The organism is Paracoccus sp. UBA5162, assembly GCF_002413585.1.
Classification (GTDB): domain Bacteria; phylum Pseudomonadota; class Alphaproteobacteria; order Rhodobacterales; family Rhodobacteraceae; genus Paracoccus.
This window is the reverse complement of the sequence record NZ_DHXG01000077.1, coordinates 145,126-167,586: the sequence shown is the minus strand read 5'-3', so window position 1 is coordinate 167,586 and position 22,461 is coordinate 145,126. Positions and strand designations below refer to the sequence as shown.

Sequence of the window (22,461 nt, the reverse complement as noted above, 5' to 3'; positions counted from 1 at the left end):
CCGATCTTCATGCCGCGGCCGATGCCGATATTCTGCAGATAGGCCGCGCGGATCAGATCCCTGCGCCCCGCCACGATCCCCGAGGTCGGCCCGCCCATGAACTTGTGGCCCGAATAGATGGCGATATCGGCACCCCCGGCCAGAAATCCCGTCAGATCATATTCCGAGGCCGCGTCCACGATCACCGGAACGCCCCTGGCATGGCAGATGGCCGCGAATGTCTCCAACGGGATCATCCCGTAATCCACCACATGATGCGACACGACATACAGCGCCGCGGCGCAACCCTCCAGCGCGGCATCCAGCTGGTAATCCTTGGCCAGCGTCGATTGCCCGACGATCCGCGTGGCGCCCCCCGCCAGTGCGATGGCCTGGCTGACCGGCGCGCCATATTCGCACAGATGGCCCATCTGCACCGCGACGCCGTTGCCGGGCCCCGGATCGCCCGGCAGCGCCTCGGCGCGCGCGGGATCCAGCCCGGTGATGCAGCCCGCGACCGCCAGTGTGATCCCGGCGCTGGCCGAGGCGGTCAGGAACCCGGCCTCGGCGCCGGTCAATTGCGCGATCACCTCGGATGCGCGGGCCTGCATCTCGTGGATACGGACGAAGCGGGGCATCGCGGCGGCGGTCGCCTCGGCCACCCGGCGGGTGGCGATCGACCCGCCCAGTGACGTCATCGTACCCGACGTGTTGATCACCCGCGCAAAGCCCTGCGCGTCATGCCAAGACCAATCGACGGGGTATCCGGTATTTCCAAGCATGGGAGAGCCTTTCTGCGCTTGAGAAGATTTCCATAATTGCGTAGGTTGCATCAAAACGATGGAAACGACGATGAGCGACGATCCCGGCCCGGCCGACATCCAGACGACGCGGCGCAGCCGGACCAGCGGCATCGACCGTTCGCTTCAGATCCTCGATATCCTGACCGAGCGGCACCAGCCGATGAGCGCCTATGACCTGGCCAGGGCGACGGGCGCGCCGCCCTCGACCGTCTACAAGCTGATCGACGAGTTGACCGAACGGAACATGCTGTCGCGCAGCGCCGATGGCCGCGCCTGGCTGGGGCCGCGCCTGATGCGGTACGGCCTGGCCTACCGCGCCCGCGTCAACGCCTTCAACGAGGCCGAGCGCGCCATGTTCGCGCTGAACGAACGGGTGGCCGAAATGGTCCAGATCTGCGCCCGCGACGAGGGGATGATGCAGGTCGTGGCCATGGCCGAGGGTTCGGGGCCGTTCCGCGTCACCTCGGATGTGGGCACGCGGGTGCCGCTGAACTGGACCGCCTCGGGGCGGCTGCTGATCGGCCATCTGCCCGATGCCGAACGGCTGGCGGTCTTTGCCGGATGTGCGCGTCCTTCCAATACCGGGCTGGCCGAGACCGATCCGGCGATCCTGGCCGACCTGTCCCGGCGCGATTTCCTGGACGGGCTGTCGGTGCAGATCGACACCTCCGAAGATCAGGTGGCCTGCATCGCCGCGCCCGTGCGCGGACAGGACGGCACCTGCCAGCTGACCCTGTCGGTGGTCATGCCCAAGCACCGCGTTCCCGACAAGTTCGACCTTGTGGCCGAGGCCGTGCGCGAGGCGGCGCGATCGGTGGAAAAGGCGCTTGGGCTGCATCACCGCTGATCCGCGACCTCGAAGATCGCCTCGATCTCGACCGGGATGCGGTTGGGCAGCGATCCCACGCCAAAGGCCGACCGGGCATGGATGCCGGTTTCGCCGAACACCTCGGCCAGCAGGTCGGAGGCGCCGTCGATGACGAAGGGATGGCGTTCGAAATCGGAATCGGCATTGACCATGCCCAACAGCTTGACCACGCCGCCCACCCGGTCCAGCGAACCAAGCGCATCGCGCAGCGCCGACAGGATGTTGATGGCGACCAGCCGGGCATGATCACGAGCCTCCTCGGCGCTGATCTCGGCTCCGACCTTGCCGCGGATCAGGCTGCCATCGGCACGGACCGGCCCCTGGCCCGAGACATAGATCATCCCCCCCGAAACCCGGACATTGCGGAATGATCCGATGGGTTTCGGCGCGGCGTCGGGCAGGGTGATCCCGATCCGGACCAGCCGCGTCTCAGGCGTGGTTGGCAGCGACGTGATGTCCATAAAGATCCTCGGCTCTCTTGCAATGGCTCTGGTGATCGGGCGTGACCGGATGCGCCGTGGGCGCGCCCTGGGCGCAGATTTCGGCGGCATGGGGGCACCGGGTGCGGAAGACGCAGCCCGATGGCGGGTTCAGCGGGCTGGGAATATCGCCCTGAAGCGGCGTCCGGCCCCGTGCCGCGCGCGGATCGGGCAGCGGAATGGCCGAATTCAGCGCACGGGTATAGGGATGGGCCGACGCCTTGTGGATCGCGGCGGCGGGGCCGATCTCCATCAGCCGGCCCAGATACAGCACCGCGACCTGATCGCAGAGATAATTCACCACCGACAGGTCATGGGCGATGAAAAGCATCGTCAGGTTGCGCTTCTGCCGCAGATCCAGCAACAGGTTCAGCACCTGCGCCTGGATCGACACGTCCAGCGCCGAGACGCTTTCATCGGCGACGATGAATTCCGGCTCCAGCGCCAGGGCGCGGGCGATGCCGATCCGCTGCCGCTGCCCGCCCGAGAAGGCATGAGGATAGCGGTTCATGTGATCGGCGCTCAGCCCGACCTCCTCCAGCAGCGCGGCCACGCGATCGCGGCGCTCGGCGCGGGTGCCGATGCCATGGGCGCGCAGGCCCTCGGCCACCAGATCGCCCACCTTCAGGCGCGGGTTCAGCGATGACATCGGATCCTGAAAGATGATCTGCATCCGCCGCCGCATGTCGCGCATCTTGGCGTCGGGCAGGGTGGTGATGTCGGTGCCGTCAAAGTGGATCTGCCCGGCCGATGGCTGGACCAGCCGCAGCAGCGTGCGGCCCAGCGTGGTCTTGCCCGAGCCGCTTTCGCCCACCAGCCCGGTGATCGAGCCGCGCGGAATGTCGAAACTGACATCCTCGACCGCGTGAACGATGCCGGACGGCGTGTGGAACCGCCTGGTCAGGTTGCGGATCCGGATCAGCGCGTCGCTCATGCCGGCACCGCCCGTTCCAGAATGCAGGCCGCCAGATGGCCCGGCGCCTTTTCCCGCAGCGCCACCGGCGCGCGGCATTCGGCCCGCGCATGGGGACAGCGCGGCGCGAAGGCGCAGCCTGGCGGCAGGTCGGTCAGCGCCGGCACCGTGCCCGCAATCGGGACCAGCCTTTCGCCAGCGGCCAGCCCCTCGCGCGGGATCGAGTTCAGCAGACCCTGCGAATAGGGATGGCGGGTGTCGTCGAACAGGTCCATCACGCCGGCCTGTTCGACCACCGCGCCCGCATACATGACCGCCACGTCATCGGCCATTTCCGCGACCACACCCATGTCATGGGTGATGAACAGGATCGACATGCCCAGATCCTTCTGCAGCCGCCGCATCAGGTCCAGGATCTGCGCCTGGATGGTCACGTCCAGGGCCGTCGTCGGCTCGTCCGCGATCAGCAGGGCCGGGTTGCAGATCAGGCCCATGGCGATCATCACCCGCTGCCGCATCCCGCCCGACAATTCGTGCGGATAGGCATCGACGCGGGCGGCCGCGCCGGGAATTTCGACCAGTTCCAGCATCTCGATCACCCGCTTGCGGCGCTGCGCCGCCGGCAGGGTCTCGTGCAGGAACAGCATCTCGCCGATCTGGTCGCCGATGGTGAAAAGCGGGTTCAGCGAGGACATCGGCTCCTGGAAGATCATCGAGATGCCGGGGCCGCGCAGCCGCCGGAACCCCGCCGCGTCCAGACCCGCCAGATCGGTCAGCGATCCGTCGCGGCCGCGAAATTCCAGCCGCCCCGACCGCACCCGCCCCGAAGGCGGCAGCAGTCCCATCAGCGCCAGCGAGGTGAGCGACTTGCCCGATCCGCTTTCGCCCACCAGCGCCAGCGTCCGGCCCCGTTCAAGGCTGAAGCTGACATCGCGCAGCGCGGTCACGGCGGCGCGGCCGCGCCCGAAACTGACGCCAAGGTTCTGAACCGACAGGATCGTGTCGCTGCTGGCATCGCTCATGGTTCTAGCCCTCTGGCGGCAGGCGGCGCGCGGCGGGTTGCGCGTCGCAGCCCAGCACGGTCATGCGCGGCTCGAACATCCGTTCCATCACCATGTGGTTGCCCTGGCTGTCCATCGCGTCGACCCGGCTGTCCTCCAGATCGAAGACGGTGAAATCGGCCCGCGTCCCCGGCGCCAGGCCGTCGCGCCCCGACAGGCCCAGGAAGCCGCGCGGGGCCTGGGTCACGGCGCGGATGCATTCGTCGAAGGGCAGGCCCACCGCCAGCAACTTGGCGATGGTCGTGGCCATGTCATGGACCGGTCTGGCCATCGAATGGGCGTGCAGATCGGTCGAGATCGAGAACGGCCGCAGCCCGTCGGCCATCGATTCCCGCGCGGTCCTGAAGTTGAATGACGCGCCGCCATGCCCGATATCCATCAGGATGCCGCGTTCGGCCAGATCCTGCGCCATCCGGAACAGCGCCTCCGTGTCGCGGATCGAGCCTGCGGGCTTGCCGTTGAAGCAATGGGTCACGATATCGCCGGGCGTCAGGATCGCGAACACCTCGTCGATCAGCGGGGGCGGCTCGCCGACATGGACCATCAGCGGCAGGTTGGTCATCTCGGCCACCCGCTTGGCGATCCTGGCGGGGGTGATGCCCCAACTTCCCACGATCACGCCCGAGGCGCGCACCTTGATGCCGCAGATCACGTCGCGATTGGCCTCGATCACCGCCAGCGTCCGGTCGATGTCGATGGACCGCCAGTCGATCAGCTCGGGCACCCGATTGCAGGCCACCAGCCCGATCGAGCCGATGTTCAGGAACGCCTTGATCGTCTCGCTGGCCGGCTCGATCACATATTCGCGCAACCCGTGAAAGCTGGCCTCGCCTGCCGAACCGGCATCGGCCATCGCCGTCACGCCGGTGGGCCGCCCGGCATCGGAGGCGCGGATCGAGATATCGGTGCCGCCATGCCACACATGGACATGCAGGTCGCACCAGCCGGGCGACAGCCAGGCGCCCTTCAGGTCCAGCACCTTTGCGCCGCCCACGGGGGCACTGGCGACAAGGCCGTCATCACCCACGAAGATCTCGTCCGGGGCGGCGTCGAAGCCGGTGGCGCGGAAATTGGTCAGTTTCAGGGCCAAATCAGGTCTCCTTGGCAAGTCTGGGGTCCAGCGCATCGCGCAAGCCGTCGCCGACGATCTGCAACGACAGGACCGACAGCGCGATGGCCGCACCCGGAAAGAGGATCAGGAAGAAGGCAGTGTCGATATAGCGGCGGCCCTCGTTCACCATGATGCCCCATGTGGGGATCCTGGGATCGACGCCGACGCCCAGAAAGGACAACCCGGCCTCGGCCAGCATTGCATAGGCGAAGATGAAGGTGGCCTGCACCAGGATGGGCGACATGATGTTGCGCAGCACATGCGTGACCATGATCCTGGGCGTCCGGGTGCCCAGGGCGCGGGCGGCCTCGACATAGGGCAGTTCGCGAATGACCAGCGTCGAGGCACGCACGATCCGCGCGATGCGCGGTGCATAGACGACCGACAGCGCCAGGATCACGTTGACCATCGTGCCGCCGAAGATCGCCACCAGCGACAGCGCCAGCAGGATGTCGGGAAAGGCCATCATCGCGTCGATCAGCCGCGACAGCGGCGTGTCCAGACGCCGGAAAAAGCCCGCGGCCAGCCCGATCACGATACCCACCGCCGACGAGATGACGGCGACGCCGAGGCCGATCCCCAGCGAGGTCTGCCCCGCGACCAGCAAGCGGCCCAGCAGGTCGCGCCCGAAGGCATCCGCGCCCAGCCAGTATTCGGCGCCCGGCGGCGTCAGCCGCTTGCGCACCGACATGCCGCCGATCTCGGTCACGCCCAGCGTCGGCAGCAGGAAACAGGCGGCGACGATCAGCACGAAGACGACCAGCGCCACCACCACCGCCGGCCGCTGGAACAGCAGCTTGCGGAACGACGGCGCGGCGATTGCAGGGGATGCGGCGGCCATCAGTATTTCACCCTCTTGTCGACGACCAGATACAGAAGATCGGTCAGCAGGTTGACCAGCACATAAAGCCCCGCGACCACGATCAGCGTGCCCTGGATGACCGGGTAATCGCGCCGCAGCACCGCGTTCACGACCAGGTTGCCCATGCCGGGAAGGTTGAAGACCCGTTCGGTCACCACCGCCCCGCTGACCAGCAGCGCGAAGGTCAGGCCGATCACGGTGATGATCGGGATGCCCGCGTTCTTCAGCGCATGGCGCAGCACGACGCGGCGTTCGGTCATGCCCTTGGCGCGGGCGGTGCGCACGTAATCCTCGCCCAGGATGTCCAGCATCGAGGCGCGGGTAAAGCGCAGGATCAGCGCCGAATTGGTGATGCCCAGCGTGATCGAGGGCAGGACCAGATGCCACATCCGCGTGCCGAAGCCCGCGCCGGCGCCGCCATAGCCCGAGGCCGGGAACCAGCCCAGATCGGTCGCCAGATAGCGCTGGAAGATCAGACCGGTCAGGAAGCTGGGGACCGAGGCCGCCAGCATCGCCGTGGTGATCGAGCCCTGGTCCAGCACCGATCCGCGCCGATAGGCGGCCCAGATGCCGATGGGCGTGGCGATGACCAGCGCCACCAGCAGCGAAAACAGTGCCAGAAAGGCCGTCGGCTCGGCCCGGCTGGCCAGAACCTGCGTCACCGGCTGGTTGAAGAACAGCGATTCACCCAGGTTGCCTTGCAGCGCGTTGCCCACGAAGGTCGCGTATTGCACCAGGATCGGCTGATCCAGACCCAGACGCCTGCGCAGCGCCACCACCTCGTCGGGCGTGGCATCGGGGCCCAGCAGCAGCGAGGCCGGATCGCCCGGCGCAAGGCGCACCAGCACGAAGGCGATGGTCAGCACCAGGAAGATGACGACGACCATGCCGATCAGGCGGCGAAGAAGATAGCGACTCATGGGGCGATCTCGCTTGCGGGCGGTGTTCGGGGGCCGGGCTTTCCGGGGCGCGCGGGCCGCGACCGCAAGGATCGCGACCCGTTTCGACCCTATTCGGCGGTGCTGGCGTTCCAGAAGGCCGGCCAGGGCGAGGGCCTGACACCGGACAGGTTTTTCGCCTTGCCCTGCAGCGCGTTGAAATTGCCGACCTTGATCAGACCCACGTCCTCGTAGGCGACCTTCTGCAATTCGGCATAGATTGCCTTGCGCTTTTCGGGATCGGTCTCGCGGGTGAAGCGGTCGAGGATCTCGTTCTTCTTGGGATTGTTCCAGCCCTCGCGCGCGGTGGCGAAGAAGGACGAGGTCAGCGCCGGTTCCGGCAGGAAGGGCGAATGGGTGATATACATGTCCCACAGGTCGGGGTTGTCGCGATTCTGCGCCAGCGTGGCCCAGTCAACCACGTCCATCTGCACGGTAAAGCCGGCCATCTCCAGCGCCATCCGCGCCACTTCGGCCATCTGGTAATGGAACTCGTATTGCCGCGAGGTCAGGATCCGCAGCGGCGTGCCGTCATAGCCGGCCTCTTTCAGATATGCGGCCGCCTTTTCCTGATCGTTGATGTTGTAGAGTTCGGTCCCCGCGTCGTTGCGCCATGTCCAGCCCTCGGGATAGAAGGCGCCGTCGGTCTGGAAGAATTTCTCGTCCCCGAAGGCCGCGAACAGCATGTCGTCGAAGGGCAGCGCGGCCTGCACCGCGCGACGGATGTTCAGATCGGTCATCAGCCCCTTCTTGTGATTGACCGCGAAGATCGGCCAGCCGAAGGGTTCCAGCAGCACCGGTTCGGCCACCTCGGATTTCGCGATGCGGTCATAGGCCTCGGTGGACAGGCTGTCGGCATAGTCGAACTGTCCCGACAGCAGCCCCTCGACCCGCGTGCTGGTGTCGGGCACGGGCACGAAGCGGATCTCGTCGGGGATCTGCTGCCGCTTTCCCGCCGCTTCGCCGGGTTGGGTATAGCCGTCGAAGCGGACCAGTTGCGTGTACTGGTCGGGCTCATAGGCCTGAAGCTTGTAGGGGCCGGTGCCGATGGGCTTGTCGATCGTGTCGGCGATGATCTCCTCGGGATAGATCACGGCGGCGGAATTCGAGAAGGCCAGCAGCGACAGCAACGGCGAATAGGGTTCGTTCAGGGTGATGGTGATCTCGTTCGGGCCGCCGGCCTTGATGCTGTCGATCTTGTCGGCGATGCCCTGACCGCGGCTGGCGACCTTTTCCCAGCGTTGCAGCGAGGCCAGCACATCGGCACTGTCCATCGCGGAACCGTCCTGGAACGACACCCCCTTGCGCAGCGGGATCGTGTAGGTCAGCCCATCTTCGCTGATCGTGGGCATGTCTGCGGCCAGCAGCGGCACCACGGCCCAGTTGTCATCGAAGGTGTACAGCGTTTCCATGAAATGCTGCGTCACGATGCTGACGACATCCTTGGTGGACATCATCGGGTCGAACGTGTCCGGATCGCCGACGATGGCGACCTCGACGGTTCCCTGCGCGGCGACCGGCGCCGCGGCCGCGAAGGCAAGCACGGCCGAGCCGGCCAGGCAGACGGCACGAAATGTCATGTGAAGCTCCCTGATTTCCATTATTGTGTTATATAGTCCGCAGAAATGAGTAGAGAATCACTCTACATAGAAGTCAACAATCATTCATTATTGTGTACAGTAGGGGTCCGGGCGGCGCGACGCAGGCATCAGATCGCCGCGCGGATTGCATCCAGAAGGGCCTGCTGCGCCCGTGTCGGCTGCCATCCGCTGCGCAGGGTCAGGCCGATGGGGCGCGGCACCGGCTGGCCGGGAAACGGAAGTTCCGCCACGATCCCGCGCTCGATCTCGCGCGCGGCCTGGGCTTTCGACACGCAGGCCAGATGGCGGCCGTCGCCGACCATCTCGCGCATCAGGATGACCGATCCGGTCTCGATGATGCTGGCCGGCGGATCGAGATTCGAGTCGCGAAACAGCGCCTCGAACAGATCGCGGGTCGGCGTGCCGCGCCGTGCGACAAGCCAGGGCCGACATCGCAGGGCCGACAGCGGCGCGGGATTGTGGATCAGCGGATCATCCGGCCCGGCAAGGATAGCCAGCACGTCATCGAACAAGCGTTCCTGCACCACATCCCCGACCGGAAGCGGCTGACGCAGCGCGCCGATGATCAGGTCGATCTCGCCCCGGCGAAGCCCCGCCAGAAGATCGCCATAGATCCCGTCCATGATGCGGATCGGCTGCCGGGGGCGGTCCTGGCGAAACCGGGCCAGCGCGCGCGGCAGGACATGGGCGCGCGACAGGGGCAGCGCGCCGATGACGATCCGACCCACCTCGCGGCCTTCCAGTTCCGCAAGCTCGGCCACGGCCTGATCCAGCTCCGCAAAGGCCAGTCGCGCCGCCAGCGCCAGCGCCGATGCCGGCCGCGAGGGCGCCACGCCGACCGCGCTGCGCTGGAACAGCGCCCGCCCCGCAGCAGCCTCGATCGCGGTGATCGCCCGGTGCAGGGTGGGCTGCGCGATCCCCAGCCGGTAGGCCGCCAGCGTGAAATTCTGCGTCTCGACGGCGGCGATCAGCGCGGTCAGCTGCGCCCGCGTCGCGGTCGTCCGAAGCCGCGGCGCGATGTCGGACATCGCCATGTCCAGACGTGCCAGCGCGCGGGCCGCGCGATGCTGGAAAAGGCGCCCCGCCTCGGTCGGGAACAGGCCCTGCCGGGTGCGCCGGAACAGGGCCGTGCCGGCCTGCGATTCAAGCTTGGCGATGGCCTGCGTCACGGCCGGTTGCGACACCAGCCCCGCCGCTGCGGCCCGCGTGACCGAGCCGCCCTCTGCGACCGCCAGGAAGACCCTCAGGTGGCGGAGGTTGCCGACAGGCATAGCGCCTCTTCGATCATCGCCAGGCGCTGCATCAGGTCGCCCTCGCGCTCGTGCAGGCCCAGATCGCCGATCCTTTGCTGCCATGCGACCGTGGCGCGGGCGAGATCCGCGGGCAATCCCAGCCCTTCGACGGTCTTGGCGACCTCGCGCATCTCGGCGGCGCGGCGCAGCCCGTGCTGCATCATCCGTTCGGTATTGTAGGCGGCCTTCGCCGCCCAGTCCGTGGCCGGATCGGAGGCTTGCAGCGAATCCAGCACATCCTGCAGAACGCCCGCCCGTCGTGCCGACAGAAGGCATTCCGCGGCCAGCGCCTCCATCCCCTTGATCATCACCGAGCGGATCATCTTGATCGCCGAGGCCGAACCGATGCGGGGGCCGCGCCAGCGATACTGCATGTTCATGCGATCCAGGAAGTCCAGCGCCGTTTCGGGGCCCGCGATCAACAGCGGCGTGCGGTGCAACCGGGGTCGGATCGGCGCCATGATCGCCATATCGACATAGGTTGCGCCGGCATCGCCGATCATCGTCGCCGCCTCGCGCTTGCTGTCGGGGGCGCAGGAATTTCCGTCATACCAGACGCTTGCCGCCGCCAGATGCGGCGCCGCCTGCCGGGCGGCCTCGACCGCCTGATCGGCGGTGACGAGGCACAGGACATGCCGCGCGCCCGCCAGCACGACAGGGGCCGGCCCGCAGGCGACATCCAGATCCGTCGCGGCATCGCGAAGGGGCTGCGCCTGGGCGCCATCCAGCTTGGTGTCCCAGGCCGCGATGGCACCGGCAAAGCCCTCGTCACGCCAGCCCTTCGCGACCGCGCGGCCGGCCTCTCCGAAGCCGATGAAGGCGATTTCTGCGCTCATGTCGATTTCCTTTCGAAACCTGGCGGAATATTGCCCCGCCGGGCCGCGCCCGCCAACCCGTCATAGCCGGAACTTATGCATTGGCGTGGATTTCTGAATTGCCTGCGGTGGGGCCGGGATGCGATCTGGTCGGCAGCACAACTCAGGGAGAATGGAATGCCGGAGCCCGGAACCGCGCTGGTCTTCAGCGCCCATGCCGCGGATTTCGTCTGGCGCTGCGGCGGCGCCATCGCGCTGCATTCCCGGATGGGGTATCAGGTGACGGTGGCCTGCCTGTCCTTTGGCGAACGCGGCGAAAGCGCGCGGCTGTGGAAGGACGGCAAGGCGCTGGACCAGATCAAGGCAATCCGCCGGGCCGAGGCCGAGGCGGCGGCCGAGGTGCTGGGCGTGCACCGGCTGGAATGTTTCGATCTGGGCGATTACCCGCTGCATCTGGACCGCGAGGACAAGTTCCGGCTGGTCGACCTGATTCGCGAGGTGCAGCCGCGCTTCATGCTGAGCCACAGCCAGCATGATCCCTACAACACCGACCACATGCAGACGACCCAGGTGGTGCTGGAATGTCGCATGGTCGCGCAGGCCTGGGGTCACGATCCCGGCCAGAAGGTGCTGGGCGCACCGCAGCTTTACCTGTTCGAGCCGCACCAGACCGAACAGATGGGCTGGAAACCCGACACCTTCCTCGACATCACCCCGGTCTGGGACCAGAAGCGGGCCGCGATGGAACAGATGAACGGACAGGCCCATCTGTGGGAATATTACACCCGCGTGGCGCAGCAGCGCGCCAACCATTTCAAGCGCAATTCCGGCGGTCAGTCGGGCGGGCGCGATTGCCGATATGCCGAAGGCTTCCAGTCGATCTTTCCCCGCACCGTGGACGAATTGTGATGCCTGAGACCCCGATCATCGGCAGGGTGGCGATCGAAGCCATGCTGCGGAAACCCTGGAAAGGCTGATTCATGGCTGTTGTCGTCCAGAACATCGTCCGCGCCGACGCGGAAGTCATCGCCGGTCTGTCCGAGGTCGGCGTCGCGACCGTTCACGAGGCCCAGGGCCGTCGTGGCTGTCTGTCCAGCCGGATGCGGCCGATCTATCCCGGCGCCCGCATCGCCGGCAGTGCCGTCACCATCAGCGCGCCGCCCGGCGACAACTGGATGGTCCATGTCGCCATCGAGCAGTTGCGCGACGGCGACATCCTGGTTCTTGCCCCCACCTCGCCCTGCGAGGACGGCTATTTCGGCGATCTGCTGGCGACCAGCGCGATGGCGCGGGGCTGCCGGGGGCTGGTGATCGACGCCGGCGTCCGCGATGTCCGCGACCTGACGGAGATGCGATTCCCGGTCTGGTCGCGGGCCATCAGCGCGCAGGGCACCGTGAAGGCAACGCCGGGATCGGTGAACGTGCCCATCACCTGCGGCAATCAGGCGATCGAGGCGGGCGATGTGATCGTGGCCGATGACGACGGCGTCTGCGTCATCCGCCGCGCCGAAGCCCTGACCGTGCTGGCCGCTGCCCGCAAGCGGATCGAGGCCGAGGAGGCCAAGCGGCAGCGACTTGCCGCCGGCGAGCTTGGCCTCGACATCGATGACATGCGCGGCAGGCTGGAGGCGAAGGGGCTGCGCTACATCTGAGGGGCGGGGGCGGTCCGGCCGCGGCGGGCCGAGCGCGGCCGCTTGGCCAAGAAAGGGTATTTGGACAACGAAGAAGGGCTGAAAGGATGCGCGACGAGGACGGGATTGCCTGCCTGTGGATGCGCGGCGGCACATCGAAGGGGGCGTATTTCCTGAAGGACGACCTGCCCGCCGATCCGGCCGGCCGCGACGCCTTGCTGCTGTCGATCATGGGCAGCCCCGATCCGCGACAGATCGACGGGATCGGGGGCGCGGACCCGCTGACCTCGAAGGTCGCGGTCCTGTCGCGGCCCAGCCGTGCGGATGCGGATGTGGATTACCTGTTCCTTCAGGTCTTCGTCGACCGGGCCCTGGTCAGCGCCGCGCAGGGTTGCGGCAATATCCTGGCCGGGGTCGGCCCGGCCGCGATCGAACGAGGCCTGGTCCGCGTCGCAGGCGCGCAGACACCGGTTCGCATCCACATGGTCAATACCGGCGAGATTGCGACGGCCATCGTTCAGACCCCCGATGGCAGGGTCAGCTATGCGGGCGATTGCAGCATCGACGGTGTGCCGGGGCAGCACGCCCCGATCATGCTGATGTTCGACGACGTGTCGGGGTCCATGTGCGGTGCCCTGCTGCCCAGCGGCCAGGCGGTCGATGTGATCGACGGGATCGAATGCACGCTGATCGACAACGGCATGCCCTGCGTGATCCTGCGCGCCGATGCGGTCGGCCGGACCGGATGCGAGGATCGCGAGGCGCTGGATGCCGATGCCGAATTGAAGACGCGGCTGGAGGCGATCCGGCTGCAGGCGGGGCCGATGATGAACCTGGGCGATGTGCGCGAGAAATCGGTGCCCAAGATGACGCTGGTTTCGGCCCCGCAGGCAGGCGGCGCCATCTCGACCCGCAGTTTCATTCCGCATCGCTGCCATGCCTCGATCGGGGTGTTCGCGGCCGTCAGCGTGGCGACGGCCTGCACCTTGCCCGGATCGCCCGCCGCATCCGTCGCGCGGATGCCGCAGGGCGATGGAGTCGCCGTCGAACATCCGGGTGGCGCGGCCCAACTGCGGCTGGAGCGCGACGATCAGGGCCGCGTAACCCGCGCCGGCGCGATGCGCACCGCGCGCAAGCTGTTCGACGGGCATGTCTTTCCCGCCTGAGCGAGCCCGGTCTCAGCGAAGTCTGCGGAGCTGCGCCTCGCGCACCAGCGCCGCCATCCGGTAGAAGCCATGCGCCATCTTGGAATAGGGCGTGACCAGGAAGAAGGCCAGCACCAGCCCCAGATGCAGCGCCAGCAACGGGCCGGTCAGCGCCGTGCCCCGCAGCGCGTAGAGGACAAGTCCGGTCAACCCCGCCAGACCCAGCGTCCAGATGAAGGCATTCTCGCCCCCCGACCGGCCCGGCGCACCCAGTCCGGGATCGGCCTTGCCGCGCAGGACGATCATGCCGAAGCAGCCCGCCACCAGCAGCAGGCCGCCGGGAATGCCCAGCAGCTTGGGCAGTGAGAACAGGCCGTAGGGCGCCGGCATGTCCAGCAGGTAGTGCATCACCGTGGCCACGCTGGTCGCGGCGAAGCACAGCAGGAACCCGTACATGATCGCCTGGTGCACATGACGCCGGGCATTGCTGTAGCGTTCGCCCTTTTCGAAGTTGCATCCCTGACCCTGCCCGCCCGACAGGTTCCGCATCGTCCCGGCCGAGATCGCGGCCTCGCGCAGATCATGCAGCGTGACGGCCTGCCCGCCGACCTCGTGCCAATAGGACCGCAATCCCATCGCGATGGCCGCCAGCGGCAACAGGAAGGCCGGCAGGAAGATCGCCACCATCGCGCCGTGGCCCAGCCAGGCATAGAAGCCCGGGCCTTCGCCCGGCAGGGCGGCGATGGCAAGGATCATCGCAGCGATGCCCAGCACGATGGCCACGACCAGCCCGGCCGCGTGGCTTTGCAGCAGGCGGGCCAGCCCCGAGGGCCAGGCAAAACGTTCCCAGCTGTCGACCCGCGCGGCGCCGAGAGCCTTTGGCAGGTTCAGGTCGAATTCGTGCGGCGCGGTATATTGGCAGGCATGGTAGCATCCCCTGCAATTGTGGCACAGATTGGCCAGTTGGGTGATGTCGCCGCTGGCAAAGACCTTGTTGCGGGTGATTGCCGGAAAGACCGAACAATAGCCCTCGCAATAGCGGCAGGCATTGCAGATCTCGATCTGGCGCCGGGCTTCCTGCACCGGATCGTCCGAAATGGCGCCGGGATCGGTCTGCAGGGTGACGTCAAGCGACATGGGCGGCGGCCTCCTGTCCGGCGATGCGTCCGAAGACGGTGCCGATGGTCATGCCGAACCCGGCCAGATAGCCCTGACCCAGAATCGAGCCGGCCATCATCTCTCCGGCACTCCAGATGTTTTCGTAAGGCCCTTCGGGACCGGTCGCGCGGGCATGGCGGTCCACCTTCAGGCCCAGATAGGTGAAGGTCACGCCGGGGCGCAGGGAATAGGCATAGAACGGCGGCTGCTCGATGGCGCGCGCCCAGTTCGTCTTGGCGGGCGTCAGGCCGCTGGTCGCCAGGCCGTCCAGTTCCTGCGGGCGGAACTGGCCCTCGCGGCAGGCGGCGTTGAAACCGGCGATCGTGTCGGCGACCGCATCGACCGGCAGGCCCAGCTTGCCGGCCAGATCCGGGATCGTGTCGGCGGTGATCGGCGGATAGACCGACGGCATGAACAGGTCGATCGAGCGGCTGTCGATGATCGAATAGGCGACCTGATCGGGCTGCTCGGCGACCAGCCGGCCCCAGATCGCATAGCGTTTCGGCCAGACATCCTCGCCCTCGTCATGGAATCGCTGGCCATCCCTGTTGACGACGATCGAGAAGGGCACGCAATCCAGCCGCGTCACGATGCCGCCGTCGAATTTCGGCGCGCGCCCGTCGATGGCGACGGCGTGACATTGTGTCGGATCGCCCACGGTCAGCGCACCCTGATCGACCATGTCCCGCAGCAGGACACCGCGATTATAGGGTGTGCCGCGGATCAGGAAATTGCGCGCGGACGGGCCCCAGGCGCGGGCCAGCCAGTCGATATCGGCCTGGAACCCGCCCGAGGCCAGCACGAAGGCGCGGCCGGCGATGCTGATGATCTGGCCGCCGATGCTGGCGATGACATGGGTGGCCCGGCCTCCCTCGATGCCGACATGGCTGACTTGCGCGTCATAGGCGACGGTGACGCCCAGGTCCTGCGCGGTCAGGTAATAGGCATTGACCAGCGCCTTGCCGCCGCCAAGGAAGAAGGCATTGGTGCGGTCCAGCGACAGCGTGCCCGCCAGCGAGGGCTGGAACCGCACGCCATGGGCCTGCATCCAGGGCAGACATTCGGCCGAGTTGCGGATCGCGTGCCGGGCCAGTTCCTCGTCGGTTTCGCCCCTGGTGACGCGCAGCAGGTCCTGCCAGAATTCCTCCTCGTCATAGGTCTCGACCAGCGGACCCAGATCGCCGTGATGCATGCAGCGGAAATTGCGGGTATGGCGCGAATTTCCGCCGCGATAGGCATGGGGCGCACCTTCCAGGATCAGGACCCGGGCCCCCGCCTCGGCCGCCTCGATCGCCGCGCAGAGCGCCGCGTTGCCGCCGCCGGCGATCACCACGTCCCATGTTTGGCCTGCCAGCGATCGCGAAAGACCGTCAGTCACGTTCCGCCTCGTCTTTCTGTCTCAGGATGCGCAGCCGGGTCAGTTGGGCGCGTTCCATGTGTTCGCGCATCGCGGCCTCGGCGCGCTGTCCGTCGCGGGCGGCAAGAGCGTCGAGGACCGCCTCGTGTTCTTCGACCGCCTGCCGGGCGCGTTCCGGCGCAGCCATCGCCGAGGGGCCCAGGATCAGCAGCGTGTTCTCGACGCTGGCCGCCGCGCGCAGCAGGAACCGGTTGCGCGCCGCGTCCAGCAACCGGGCGTGGAATTGCCGGTTCAGGCGAACCAGGCGGGCGGCATCCTCGACCGCGCGGGCCATCTCGGCGTTGATCGAACGCAGCGCCTCCAGCTCCATCGGCGAGGCGGCGCGGGCCGAAAGCCGCGCGGCGGTGCCTTCCAGCACCGTCCGCATCTCGTAAAGCTCCATGATTTCGGGATAGGCCAGCTGTCGGACGACGGCGCCGCTGCGGGGCTGGTGATCGACCAGGCCGTCGGCCTCCAGCCGTCGGATCGCCTCGCGCACCGGGGTCCGGCTGACGCCGAGGCGGGCGGCAAGCTCGGTCTCGGTCAGTCGTGCGCCGGGGCGGATCGTGCCCGACCGGATCTGTTCGCAAAGCCTGTCATAGACGCCCTCACCCTGCAGGGTGCGCCGCATGCCGTCGCCTGATCCGGATTTCGGACTTTCGGTCATGCATCCAGTCGTATACATCAGGATGCAAAAGGGTCAAGTCCGGATGGGCCGGATCTGTTCCAAAGGCATCGAAGGGGCCGGTGCGCCGGCTTGCCGCCCCGGGCGCATTCTGGCAAAGGCTTTGCACATCATGCAGAAACCTGCGCGCATAGGCCGGCCTGGCCGGATGATCGTGACCTTCGCGCTGGCTCTGGCCGGGGCGGGGCTGTTTCTGGTCCTGAACCTGCCCCTGCCCTGGTTGCTGGGGCCGATGCTGGCATGCCTGATCGCGGCGTTGCTGGGCGCCCCCCTGCGCGGCGCCGGCGGCTTCAGCACCTTCATGCGGACCTTCCTGGGGGTGGCGGTCGGCGCATCCATCACCCCTGAAGTGCTGGCCGGCCTGCCCGAAATCGCGGCCTCGCTGGCGCTGGTGCCGATCTTCATCGCGATCATCGCGATGGTCGGCTATCCGCTGTTCCGGCGTGTCTTCGGCTTCGATCATGCCACCGCCTGGTATGCGGCGATGCCGGGCGGCCTTCAGGACATGCTGGTCTTCGGCGAAGAGGCGGGCGGCGACGTGCGGGCGCTGTCGCTGATTCATGCGACGCGGGTGCTGGTGATCGTGACCGTGGCGCCGCTGATCATGCGCATCTACTGGGGCGTCGATCTGGCGCGGCCGCCGGGCGCCTCGATCGCGGGCTATTCGGCGTCCCAGATCGCGCTCATGGTCGCGGCGGGTTTCCTGGGCTGGAAGCTGGCGGAACGGGCCGGATTGTTCGGCGCCTCGATCCTGGGGCCGCTGATCCTGACCATGATCCTGTCGCTGAGCGGCATCGTCCAGAACCGCCCCCCGGCCGAGATCATCCAGGCGGCGCAGTTCTTCATCGGCATCGCGGTGGGGGTGAAATATGTCGGCATCTCGGCGCGCGAATTGCGCATCGACGTGACGGCGGGGCTGGTTTATGCCGTCGTGCTGGCGCTGATCAGCCTGGTTTTCATCGAGGGGATCGTGACGCTGGGCCTGGCGCCGGGGCTGGAGGCGTTTCTGGCCTTCCTGCCGGGCGGGCAGGCCGAGATGACCGTGATCGCGATCATCGCCGGCGCCGATCTGGCCTATGTCGTCAGCCACCACCTGCTGCGGATCATGATCGTGATCCTGTTGGCGCCGATCGTCGCGCGGCTATTCCGGCGGCGCGAATAGGCGCGTATCCTGCCCCGATGAGCTGGGATTTCGAGGAAGAGGATCGGGACTGGCCGCTGCCCATGGCGGATCGGCGCAGCCTGTTCGATCCGCAGCCGTGGCGCGAGGCGCAGGCCGATTGCGCCTTTGCACTGGCGCAGGCCGGGCTGGCCGCCGGGCGGCTGGAATCGCGGCTGACGCCGATGACGGGACCGGCGCGGGCCGGCGCGCTGAGGCGGCTGGCGCTGCTGGAGGCCGAGGCGATGCTGTGGGCGCAGGGCTCGCCGCTGGCCCGGCACGAGATCGGCCTGGACCTGATGGCCGCCCGCGCCGGCACCGATCTGGATGCGATGGCGCAGGCGCGGTGGGCCGTCCGGCGGCTGGAAGGACAGGGCGATCCGGCCGATCTGCGCGGCTTTCTGGGCCTGCACCGGGCCGAAGGCGTCGATGCGCCCGAGGCGCCGCTGGGGCGGCTGTCGGGGCGGGCCTTCGACCACGCGGCCGAGGGATTTCTGGCCGCCGTCCGGGGCTTGGAGCCGCTGCATCCGCTGGCCCGCGCGCCCGCGCTGCGGCTGCTGTGGCGGCTTTACGATCTGTCGCCCGAGAACGCGCCGATCGAGGCGGCGGTCTGGATCGCGCGGCGCATGGCCGCGGATTGTCCGGGCCTGCCGTTCCTGCCGATGGGACGCGCCGGGCAGCCCGCTGACGAGGGGCCGCCGAAACACCGCCTGCGACGGCATCTGGCGGCGCTGGCCGATGGCGCCTCGGCGGCGCTCGCGCATCTGGATCGGGTCGCGGCATGGTCCGCGCGCGCCGGCGTCGAGACAGAGGCAATCAAGGGGTCCAACGCGGCCCGGATCGTGGCGGCGCTGGCCGCCCATCCGCTGATGAGCACGGCCATGGTCGAGGAAAGCTGCGCCATCAGCCGCGACACGGCCGAGCGGCTGCTGGCGCGATTGGAGAGGATGGGCCTCGTGCGCGAGGCGACCGGCACGCGCCGGTTCCGCCTGTGGGCCGCCGCGATCTGAGCCGACGACATTCCCCGGCGCAAACAGCCGTTTTTCGGGAACGGCATGCGCCGACCGGCACCGCCCGTCTAACCCGCGCGCAGGCCGCGGCGGGGAATGTCCTTGATCGCATGGATGATCCCGTCCGAGCGGCCCGAGACCGCGCCCACGTCGCGGGCCAGCGCCCGCATGGCGCGGTTGTCGCCGATGAAATCCATGTGGATTCGGCCAAGGCCCGCGCGGCGCGCGGCCAGCACCGTCGCCAGCACCAGCCGCTTGCCCAGGCCGATCTGCTGGAAGGGCTGCTCGATGGAAAAGGACGCCTCGCCCTGGTCCCGAGCCGGCCATGGGATCAGCTCGCCCAGACCGCGCAGCACGCCGCCCACGAAAGCGCCGAAGATCAGCGCGTGGTCCCAGTCAACGCCGTCGGAATAGGCGCGGATCGCGTCATCCGTCAGCGCCGCGTGAAAGCGGGCACGGCGGTCTTCGGGCGACAGCCGCAGCAGGTGTGCTGCATGGTCATGGCGGTCGCGGCCTTCCAGCCCGCGCAGGCGGATGCGGGGCGGACCGAAATCCGGGGGATGGGGTATCTGCGACATGGCGCGGACCTCATGCTGCGCTGCGGCACATATGGGTCGCGGGCGCTGGCGGGTCAATCGCGGGCGGGCTTGACTTGGCGTCGCCCACGGCCGCATGTCGCGGAAATGTTCGGCTTCCGCGACCTTGCCATCATCCGCGCCATTGCCCGCCATGGCGGATTTCGCGCCGCCTCGGATTCGCTGGGGCTGGCGCAATCGGCGATCTCGCGACGGGTGCGGCATCTGGAGGACCGGATGGGCATGACCATCTTCCAACGCGACGGCCGGGGCGTGCGTCTGACCGCCGCCGGCCGCCGCCTGGTCGAGGAATCCGAGATCCTGATCGCTCAGCGCGACCGGATTCTGGGCGAACTGACGCAGGGCCTGATGGCGGGCGTCGTGCGGCTGGGCGTGGCCGAGACGATGACGCATACGGTCCTGCCCCGCATGCTGACGGATCTGCGCGCGCGCCATCCGCAACTGCGGTTCGAAATTTCGGTCGATACTTCGGAACAGATGGCGCAGATGCTGGTCGCGGACGGGCTGGACGTGGCGATCATGATGCGCGATCAGGCGCCGCGCGGGATCAACCTGACGCCGCTGCCGCCGGTGACGCTGGGCTGGTTCGTGGCGCCCGCGCATTTCGACCTGCCGCGCCCGGCCGGGATCGACGACCTGGCGGCGCTGCCGATCGTGTCCTTTCCCAAGACGACGCTGCCGCACCGGCGGGTAGCCGATTTGTTGTCGCCGGGGCGCCGGCAGGCAGCGGCGATCCACGGATCGGCCTCGTTGGCGACGGTGCTGCACCTGGTCGGGCAGGGATTCGGCATCGGCACGATTCCCCATGACATCGTAGACGCTTGGCCCCATGCGGGCCTGGAGGAAATCGCGGTGCGGCCCGAGGCGCGGCTGCCCGATCTGGATTTTGCCATCTGCTACATGCCGGAACGCAATGAGGAAATCGGACGCGCGGTGACGCGCGCGGCACTGGACGCGGCGAGGAAGTGATCACCGGGCGCGATCAATATTGCGGATAAGTGAGCGCTTGATTCAATCGGTTTCGTCAGGAATCCTTGTCGGAGAGGAGAACCGGATGATCCAGCCCCAGCCGCAACCCCAGCCCCGTCTTGCCGATCCGCGCATTCTGCGCGCCCGGATCCGCGACGGGCTGTTCGATGGCCCTACGGCGGGCCTTTGCGGTGATGCGTTGCAGGCCAATCTTGTGATCCTGCCGGGCGAGGAGGCGTCCGATTTCCTGCGCTTCTGCCAGGCCAATCCGCGCCCATGCCCGCTGCTGGCCGTGGGCGAGCCTGGCGATCCATCGCTGCCGGCGCTGGGCGACGGCATCGACCTGCGCCATGATCTGCCGCGCTATCGCGTCTGGCGCCGGGGCGCGCTGGCCGACGAGCCGGCCGACATCGCCGATCTGTGGCGGAATGACATGGTGTCCTTCGCGCTGGGCTGTTCCTTCAGCTTCGAGGATGCGCTGCTGCGCGCCGGGATCGCGGTGCGGCATCAGGAAACCGGCCGGAACGTGCCGATGTATCGCACCAGCCTGCCGACCAGGCCCGCCGGGCGCTTTTGGGGGCCGCTGGTCGTATCGATGCGGCCGATGCGGGCGGCCGAGGCGATCGAGGCCGTGCAGATCTGCGCGGGCTTTCCGCTGGCCCATGGCGCGCCGGTCCATCTGGGCGATCCGGCGCTGATCGGTATCGCGGATGTGATGGCACCCGATTACGGCGACCCGCCCGAGTTCCGCCAGGGCGAGATTCCGGTCTTCTGGGCCTGCGGGGTGACGCCACAGGCCGCAATCGCCGCCGCCCGGCCCGATCTGGCGATCACCCATGCGCCCGGCCACATGCTGGTCACCGACATTCCCGCCGGTCGCGCGACGGCGCGGCTGACCGGGGTCCATGCCGATCTGCCCATAAAAACCCAACAGGAGAGACTGACATGAAACTTGCAAAAGCCCTGCTGACCGGAACCGCGCTGCTGGCCTCGCCGGCCATGGCCGAGGAACTGGCCGTCGTCGGAAGCTGGTCGAACCTGCCGCTGTATCAGGATTTCGAGTCGCCCTTCTGGACCGAGAAGCTGCCGCAGATGACGGATGGCGAATTCACCGCGCAACTGACCAGTTTCGACCAGATGGGCATCGCCGGCGCCGATGTCTACCGGATGCTGGGCGACGGGGTCTTCGATGTCGGCTCGACCGTGGCCGATTACACGGTCGGCGATGCGCCCGAACTGGAAGGTCTGGACGTGCCGCTGATCGCCAACACGCCCGCCGAGGCCCGAAGCATGGTCAAGGCCGCCCGCCCGATGGTCGAGGAGATCATGCGCAATCGCTTCAATGCCGAGGTTCTGGGCATCGCGCCCTATCCGCCGCAGGTCGTGTTCTGCAAGGGCGAGGTCGGTTCGCTGGCCGATCTGGAGGGCAAGAAGATCCGCGGCTCGGGCCGGATGACGACCAAGCTGCTGGAGGCTCTGGGCGCGGAAGGCGTCAACATCGCCTTTTCCGAAGTGCCCGGCTCGCTGGAGCGGGCCGTGATCGACTGTGCCGTGACCGGCGCCGGGTCTGGCTATTCCGCCGGCTGGTGGGAGGTGACGGACACGCTGATGGTGCTGCCGCTGGGCGGCTGGGATCCGGTGGTGATCGCGATGAATGGCGACCGTTACGACGGGCTTTCCGGGGATCAGCAGTCGATGCTGAAATCGGCCGTGGCCGAGGGGCTGGAAGCGCCCGCCTGGGACGCCGCGCAAGGCGGGCTGGAAGGCGACATCGCCTGCCTGACGGGCCAGGGCGAATGTGCGGCCGGCGATGCGGCCTCGATGACGCTGGTGCAGCCGTCCGAGGCCGATCTCGCGGCGGCGCGGAAAGTGCTGGAAGACGAGGTTCTGCCCGACTGGGCCAGCCGCGCCGGCGCGGAATGGGTCGCGCGCTGGAATGATTCGGTCGGCAAGGCCGTCGGCGTGACCGTCCAGTAGCGCCCGCGCCGCC

General features: G+C 67.9%; 23 protein-coding genes. 9 read left to right on the top strand and 14 right to left on the bottom strand.

Features of this window, described 5'->3' with window-relative positions:
- On the bottom strand, nucleotides 1-761 hold a 761-nt coding region (locus tag B4A72_RS12715; protein WP_292978748.1), incomplete at its 3' end, for an aminotransferase class V-fold PLP-dependent enzyme.
- A gap of 70 nt (nucleotides 762-831) precedes the next feature.
- Between B4A72_RS12715 and B4A72_RS12710 the strand changes: the two genes are divergently transcribed.
- A complete protein-coding gene (locus B4A72_RS12710) occupies nucleotides 832-1,629 on the top strand; it encodes an IclR family transcriptional regulator (RefSeq protein ID WP_292978746.1) in 798 nt (265 codons plus the stop codon).
- Here B4A72_RS12710 and B4A72_RS12705 read toward each other — a convergent pair.
- The 9 genes from B4A72_RS12705 to B4A72_RS12665 all read right to left on the bottom strand — a co-directional run bounded on the left by B4A72_RS12705 (nucleotide 1,620) and on the right by B4A72_RS12665 (nucleotide 10,743).
- Complete coding sequence (locus B4A72_RS12705) at nucleotides 1,620-2,111, bottom strand: RidA family protein (RefSeq protein WP_292956308.1); 492 nt, start codon at nucleotides 2,109-2,111, stop codon at nucleotides 1,620-1,622. The genes B4A72_RS12710 and B4A72_RS12705 overlap by 10 nt on opposite strands.
- Nucleotides 2,080-3,063 (bottom strand): ABC transporter ATP-binding protein, encoded by a 984-nt coding sequence (locus B4A72_RS12700; RefSeq protein ID WP_292956311.1) that lies wholly within the window; start codon nucleotides 3,061-3,063, stop codon nucleotides 2,080-2,082. Before B4A72_RS12700 ends, B4A72_RS12705 begins: the two co-directional genes overlap by 32 nt.
- The gene (locus B4A72_RS12695; RefSeq protein ID WP_292956314.1) at nucleotides 3,060-4,064 is read right to left on the bottom strand and encodes an ABC transporter ATP-binding protein; all 1,005 of its coding nucleotides are present in this window, start codon (nucleotides 4,062-4,064) and stop codon (nucleotides 3,060-3,062) included. Before B4A72_RS12695 ends, B4A72_RS12700 begins: the two co-directional genes overlap by 4 nt.
- Nucleotides 4,065-4,068: 4 nt before the next feature.
- The gene (locus B4A72_RS12690; protein ID WP_292956317.1) at nucleotides 4,069-5,193 is read right to left on the bottom strand and encodes an amidohydrolase/deacetylase family metallohydrolase; all 1,125 of its coding nucleotides are present in this window, start codon (nucleotides 5,191-5,193) and stop codon (nucleotides 4,069-4,071) included.
- A gap of 1 nt (nucleotide 5,194) precedes the next feature.
- On the bottom strand, nucleotides 5,195-6,055 hold the full coding sequence (locus B4A72_RS12685; RefSeq protein WP_292956320.1) for an ABC transporter permease: 861 nt from the start codon (nucleotides 6,053-6,055) through the stop codon (nucleotides 5,195-5,197).
- The gene (locus B4A72_RS12680) at nucleotides 6,055-6,996 is read right to left on the bottom strand and encodes an ABC transporter permease (protein WP_292956323.1); all 942 of its coding nucleotides are present in this window, start codon (nucleotides 6,994-6,996) and stop codon (nucleotides 6,055-6,057) included. The genes B4A72_RS12685 and B4A72_RS12680 overlap by 1 nt, the downstream gene beginning before the upstream one ends.
- An 89-nt stretch (nucleotides 6,997-7,085) precedes the next feature.
- Nucleotides 7,086-8,594 carry an ABC transporter substrate-binding protein gene (locus tag B4A72_RS12675; protein ID WP_292956326.1) on the bottom strand — a complete coding sequence of 503 codons (1,509 nt, stop codon included), beginning with the start codon at nucleotides 8,592-8,594 and terminating at the stop codon, nucleotides 7,086-7,088.
- A 128-nt stretch (nucleotides 8,595-8,722) separates the two neighbouring features.
- A complete protein-coding gene (locus B4A72_RS12670; RefSeq protein WP_292978744.1) occupies nucleotides 8,723-9,886 on the bottom strand; it encodes a LysR family transcriptional regulator in 1,164 nt (387 codons plus the stop codon).
- Nucleotides 9,859-10,743 carry an NAD(P)-dependent oxidoreductase gene (locus B4A72_RS12665; protein WP_292956332.1) on the bottom strand — a complete coding sequence of 295 codons (885 nt, stop codon included), beginning with the start codon at nucleotides 10,741-10,743 and terminating at the stop codon, nucleotides 9,859-9,861. Before B4A72_RS12665 ends, B4A72_RS12670 begins: the two co-directional genes overlap by 28 nt.
- A gap of 156 nt (nucleotides 10,744-10,899) precedes the next feature.
- Between B4A72_RS12665 and B4A72_RS12660 the strand changes: the two genes are divergently transcribed.
- The 3 genes from B4A72_RS12660 (at nucleotide 10,900) to B4A72_RS12650 (ending at nucleotide 13,519) form a co-directional block, all read left to right on the top strand.
- Nucleotides 10,900-11,631, top strand: coding sequence for a PIG-L deacetylase family protein (locus tag B4A72_RS12660; RefSeq protein ID WP_292956335.1), 732 nt, complete (start codon nucleotides 10,900-10,902; stop codon nucleotides 11,629-11,631).
- Nucleotides 11,632-11,702: 71 nt separating this feature from the next.
- A complete protein-coding gene (locus B4A72_RS12655) occupies nucleotides 11,703-12,374 on the top strand; it encodes a 4-carboxy-4-hydroxy-2-oxoadipate aldolase/oxaloacetate decarboxylase (protein WP_292956338.1) in 672 nt (223 codons plus the stop codon).
- A gap of 86 nt (nucleotides 12,375-12,460) precedes the next feature.
- Nucleotides 12,461-13,519 carry a 4-oxalomesaconate tautomerase gene (locus tag B4A72_RS12650; RefSeq protein ID WP_292978742.1) on the top strand — a complete coding sequence of 353 codons (1,059 nt, stop codon included), beginning with the start codon at nucleotides 12,461-12,463 and terminating at the stop codon, nucleotides 13,517-13,519.
- Nucleotides 13,520-13,531: 12 nt separating this feature from the next.
- Here the strand turns inward: B4A72_RS12650 and tcuB are convergent, their stop codons facing one another.
- Genes tcuB through B4A72_RS12635 form a run of 3 tightly spaced genes read right to left on the bottom strand, consistent with a single transcriptional unit; the run spans nucleotide 13,532 to nucleotide 16,683 of the window.
- Entirely contained in the window at nucleotides 13,532-14,635 is a 1,104-nt protein-coding gene (gene tcuB, locus B4A72_RS12645; RefSeq protein WP_292956344.1) for a tricarballylate utilization 4Fe-4S protein TcuB, read from the bottom strand.
- On the bottom strand, nucleotides 14,625-16,034 hold the full coding sequence (gene tcuA, locus B4A72_RS12640; protein ID WP_292956347.1) for an FAD-dependent tricarballylate dehydrogenase TcuA: 1,410 nt from the start codon (nucleotides 16,032-16,034) through the stop codon (nucleotides 14,625-14,627). Before tcuA ends, tcuB begins: the two co-directional genes overlap by 11 nt.
- Nucleotides 16,027-16,683 (bottom strand): GntR family transcriptional regulator, encoded by a 657-nt coding sequence (locus B4A72_RS12635; RefSeq protein ID WP_292956350.1) that lies wholly within the window; start codon nucleotides 16,681-16,683, stop codon nucleotides 16,027-16,029. Before B4A72_RS12635 ends, tcuA begins: the two co-directional genes overlap by 8 nt.
- 202 nt (nucleotides 16,684-16,885) lie before the next feature.
- Here B4A72_RS12635 and B4A72_RS12630 point away from each other — a divergent pair, with 202 nt between their 5' ends.
- Together B4A72_RS12630 and B4A72_RS12625 are read left to right on the top strand one after the other, a co-directional pair.
- The gene (locus B4A72_RS12630) at nucleotides 16,886-17,899 is read left to right on the top strand and encodes an AbrB family transcriptional regulator (RefSeq protein ID WP_292956353.1); all 1,014 of its coding nucleotides are present in this window, start codon (nucleotides 16,886-16,888) and stop codon (nucleotides 17,897-17,899) included.
- 17 nt (nucleotides 17,900-17,916) lie between these two features.
- Nucleotides 17,917-18,906, top strand: coding sequence for a hypothetical protein (locus B4A72_RS12625; protein ID WP_292956356.1), 990 nt, complete (start codon nucleotides 17,917-17,919; stop codon nucleotides 18,904-18,906).
- A gap of 68 nt (nucleotides 18,907-18,974) precedes the next feature.
- On the opposite strand, the gene B4A72_RS12620 is transcribed toward B4A72_RS12625, so the two are convergent.
- Nucleotides 18,975-19,484 (bottom strand): GNAT family N-acetyltransferase, encoded by a 510-nt coding sequence (locus tag B4A72_RS12620; protein WP_292956359.1) that lies wholly within the window; start codon nucleotides 19,482-19,484, stop codon nucleotides 18,975-18,977.
- 105 nt (nucleotides 19,485-19,589) lie between these two features.
- On the opposite strand from B4A72_RS12620, the gene B4A72_RS12615 reads away from it, so the two are divergent.
- From B4A72_RS12615 to B4A72_RS12605, 3 genes are all read left to right on the top strand, one after another.
- The gene (locus tag B4A72_RS12615; protein WP_292956362.1) at nucleotides 19,590-20,471 is read left to right on the top strand and encodes a LysR family transcriptional regulator; all 882 of its coding nucleotides are present in this window, start codon (nucleotides 19,590-19,592) and stop codon (nucleotides 20,469-20,471) included.
- Nucleotides 20,472-20,556: 85 nt separating this feature from the next.
- On the top strand, nucleotides 20,557-21,420 hold the full coding sequence (locus tag B4A72_RS12610; RefSeq protein WP_292956365.1) for a putative hydro-lyase: 864 nt from the start codon (nucleotides 20,557-20,559) through the stop codon (nucleotides 21,418-21,420).
- Nucleotides 21,417-22,448: a TRAP transporter substrate-binding protein gene (locus B4A72_RS12605; RefSeq protein ID WP_292956368.1), complete on the top strand. Its 1,032-nt coding sequence runs from the start codon at nucleotides 21,417-21,419 to the stop codon at nucleotides 22,446-22,448. The genes B4A72_RS12610 and B4A72_RS12605 overlap by 4 nt, the downstream gene beginning before the upstream one ends.
- Nucleotides 22,449-22,461: the final 13 nt, after the last annotated feature.

Excerpts from the sequence above, each read along its gene's own strand:
- B4A72_RS12670 (WP_292978744.1), bottom strand. The coding sequence starts at position 9,886 with ATGCCTGTCGGCAACCTCCGCCACCTGAGGGTCTTCCTGGCGGTCGCA.
- tcuB (WP_292956344.1), bottom strand. The coding sequence starts at position 14,635 with ATGTCGCTTGACGTCACCCTGCAGACCGATCCCGGCGCCATTTCGGAC.
- B4A72_RS12700 (WP_292956311.1), bottom strand. The coding sequence starts at position 3,063 with ATGAGCGACGCGCTGATCCGGATCCGCAACCTGACCAGGCGGTTCCAC.
- B4A72_RS12660 (WP_292956335.1), top strand. The coding sequence starts at position 10,900 with ATGCCGGAGCCCGGAACCGCGCTGGTCTTCAGCGCCCATGCCGCGGAT.
- B4A72_RS12630 (WP_292956353.1), top strand. The coding sequence starts at position 16,886 with ATGATCGTGACCTTCGCGCTGGCTCTGGCCGGGGCGGGGCTGTTTCTG.
- B4A72_RS12710 (WP_292978746.1), top strand. The coding sequence starts at position 832 with ATGAGCGACGATCCCGGCCCGGCCGACATCCAGACGACGCGGCGCAGC.
- B4A72_RS12675 (WP_292956326.1), bottom strand. The coding sequence starts at position 8,594 with ATGACATTTCGTGCCGTCTGCCTGGCCGGCTCGGCCGTGCTTGCCTTC.
- B4A72_RS12680 (WP_292956323.1), bottom strand. The coding sequence starts at position 6,996 with ATGAGTCGCTATCTTCTTCGCCGCCTGATCGGCATGGTCGTCGTCATC.
- B4A72_RS12685 (WP_292956320.1), bottom strand. The coding sequence starts at position 6,055 with ATGGCCGCCGCATCCCCTGCAATCGCCGCGCCGTCGTTCCGCAAGCTG.
- B4A72_RS12610 (WP_292956365.1), top strand. The coding sequence starts at position 20,557 with ATGATCCAGCCCCAGCCGCAACCCCAGCCCCGTCTTGCCGATCCGCGC.
- B4A72_RS12635 (WP_292956350.1), bottom strand. The coding sequence starts at position 16,683 with ATGCGGCGCACCCTGCAGGGTGAGGGCGTCTATGACAGGCTTTGCGAA.
- B4A72_RS12650 (WP_292978742.1), top strand. The coding sequence starts at position 12,461 with ATGCGCGACGAGGACGGGATTGCCTGCCTGTGGATGCGCGGCGGCACA.
- B4A72_RS12615 (WP_292956362.1), top strand. The coding sequence starts at position 19,590 with ATGTTCGGCTTCCGCGACCTTGCCATCATCCGCGCCATTGCCCGCCAT.
- B4A72_RS12695 (WP_292956314.1), bottom strand. The coding sequence starts at position 4,064 with ATGAGCGATGCCAGCAGCGACACGATCCTGTCGGTTCAGAACCTTGGC.
- B4A72_RS12620 (WP_292956359.1), bottom strand. The coding sequence starts at position 19,484 with ATGTCGCAGATACCCCATCCCCCGGATTTCGGTCCGCCCCGCATCCGC.
- B4A72_RS12625 (WP_292956356.1), top strand. The coding sequence starts at position 17,917 with ATGAGCTGGGATTTCGAGGAAGAGGATCGGGACTGGCCGCTGCCCATG.
- B4A72_RS12655 (WP_292956338.1), top strand. The coding sequence starts at position 11,703 with ATGGCTGTTGTCGTCCAGAACATCGTCCGCGCCGACGCGGAAGTCATC.
- B4A72_RS12705 (WP_292956308.1), bottom strand. The coding sequence starts at position 2,111 with ATGGACATCACGTCGCTGCCAACCACGCCTGAGACGCGGCTGGTCCGG.
- B4A72_RS12665 (WP_292956332.1), bottom strand. The coding sequence starts at position 10,743 with ATGAGCGCAGAAATCGCCTTCATCGGCTTCGGAGAGGCCGGCCGCGCG.
- B4A72_RS12605 (WP_292956368.1), top strand. The coding sequence starts at position 21,417 with ATGAAACTTGCAAAAGCCCTGCTGACCGGAACCGCGCTGCTGGCCTCG.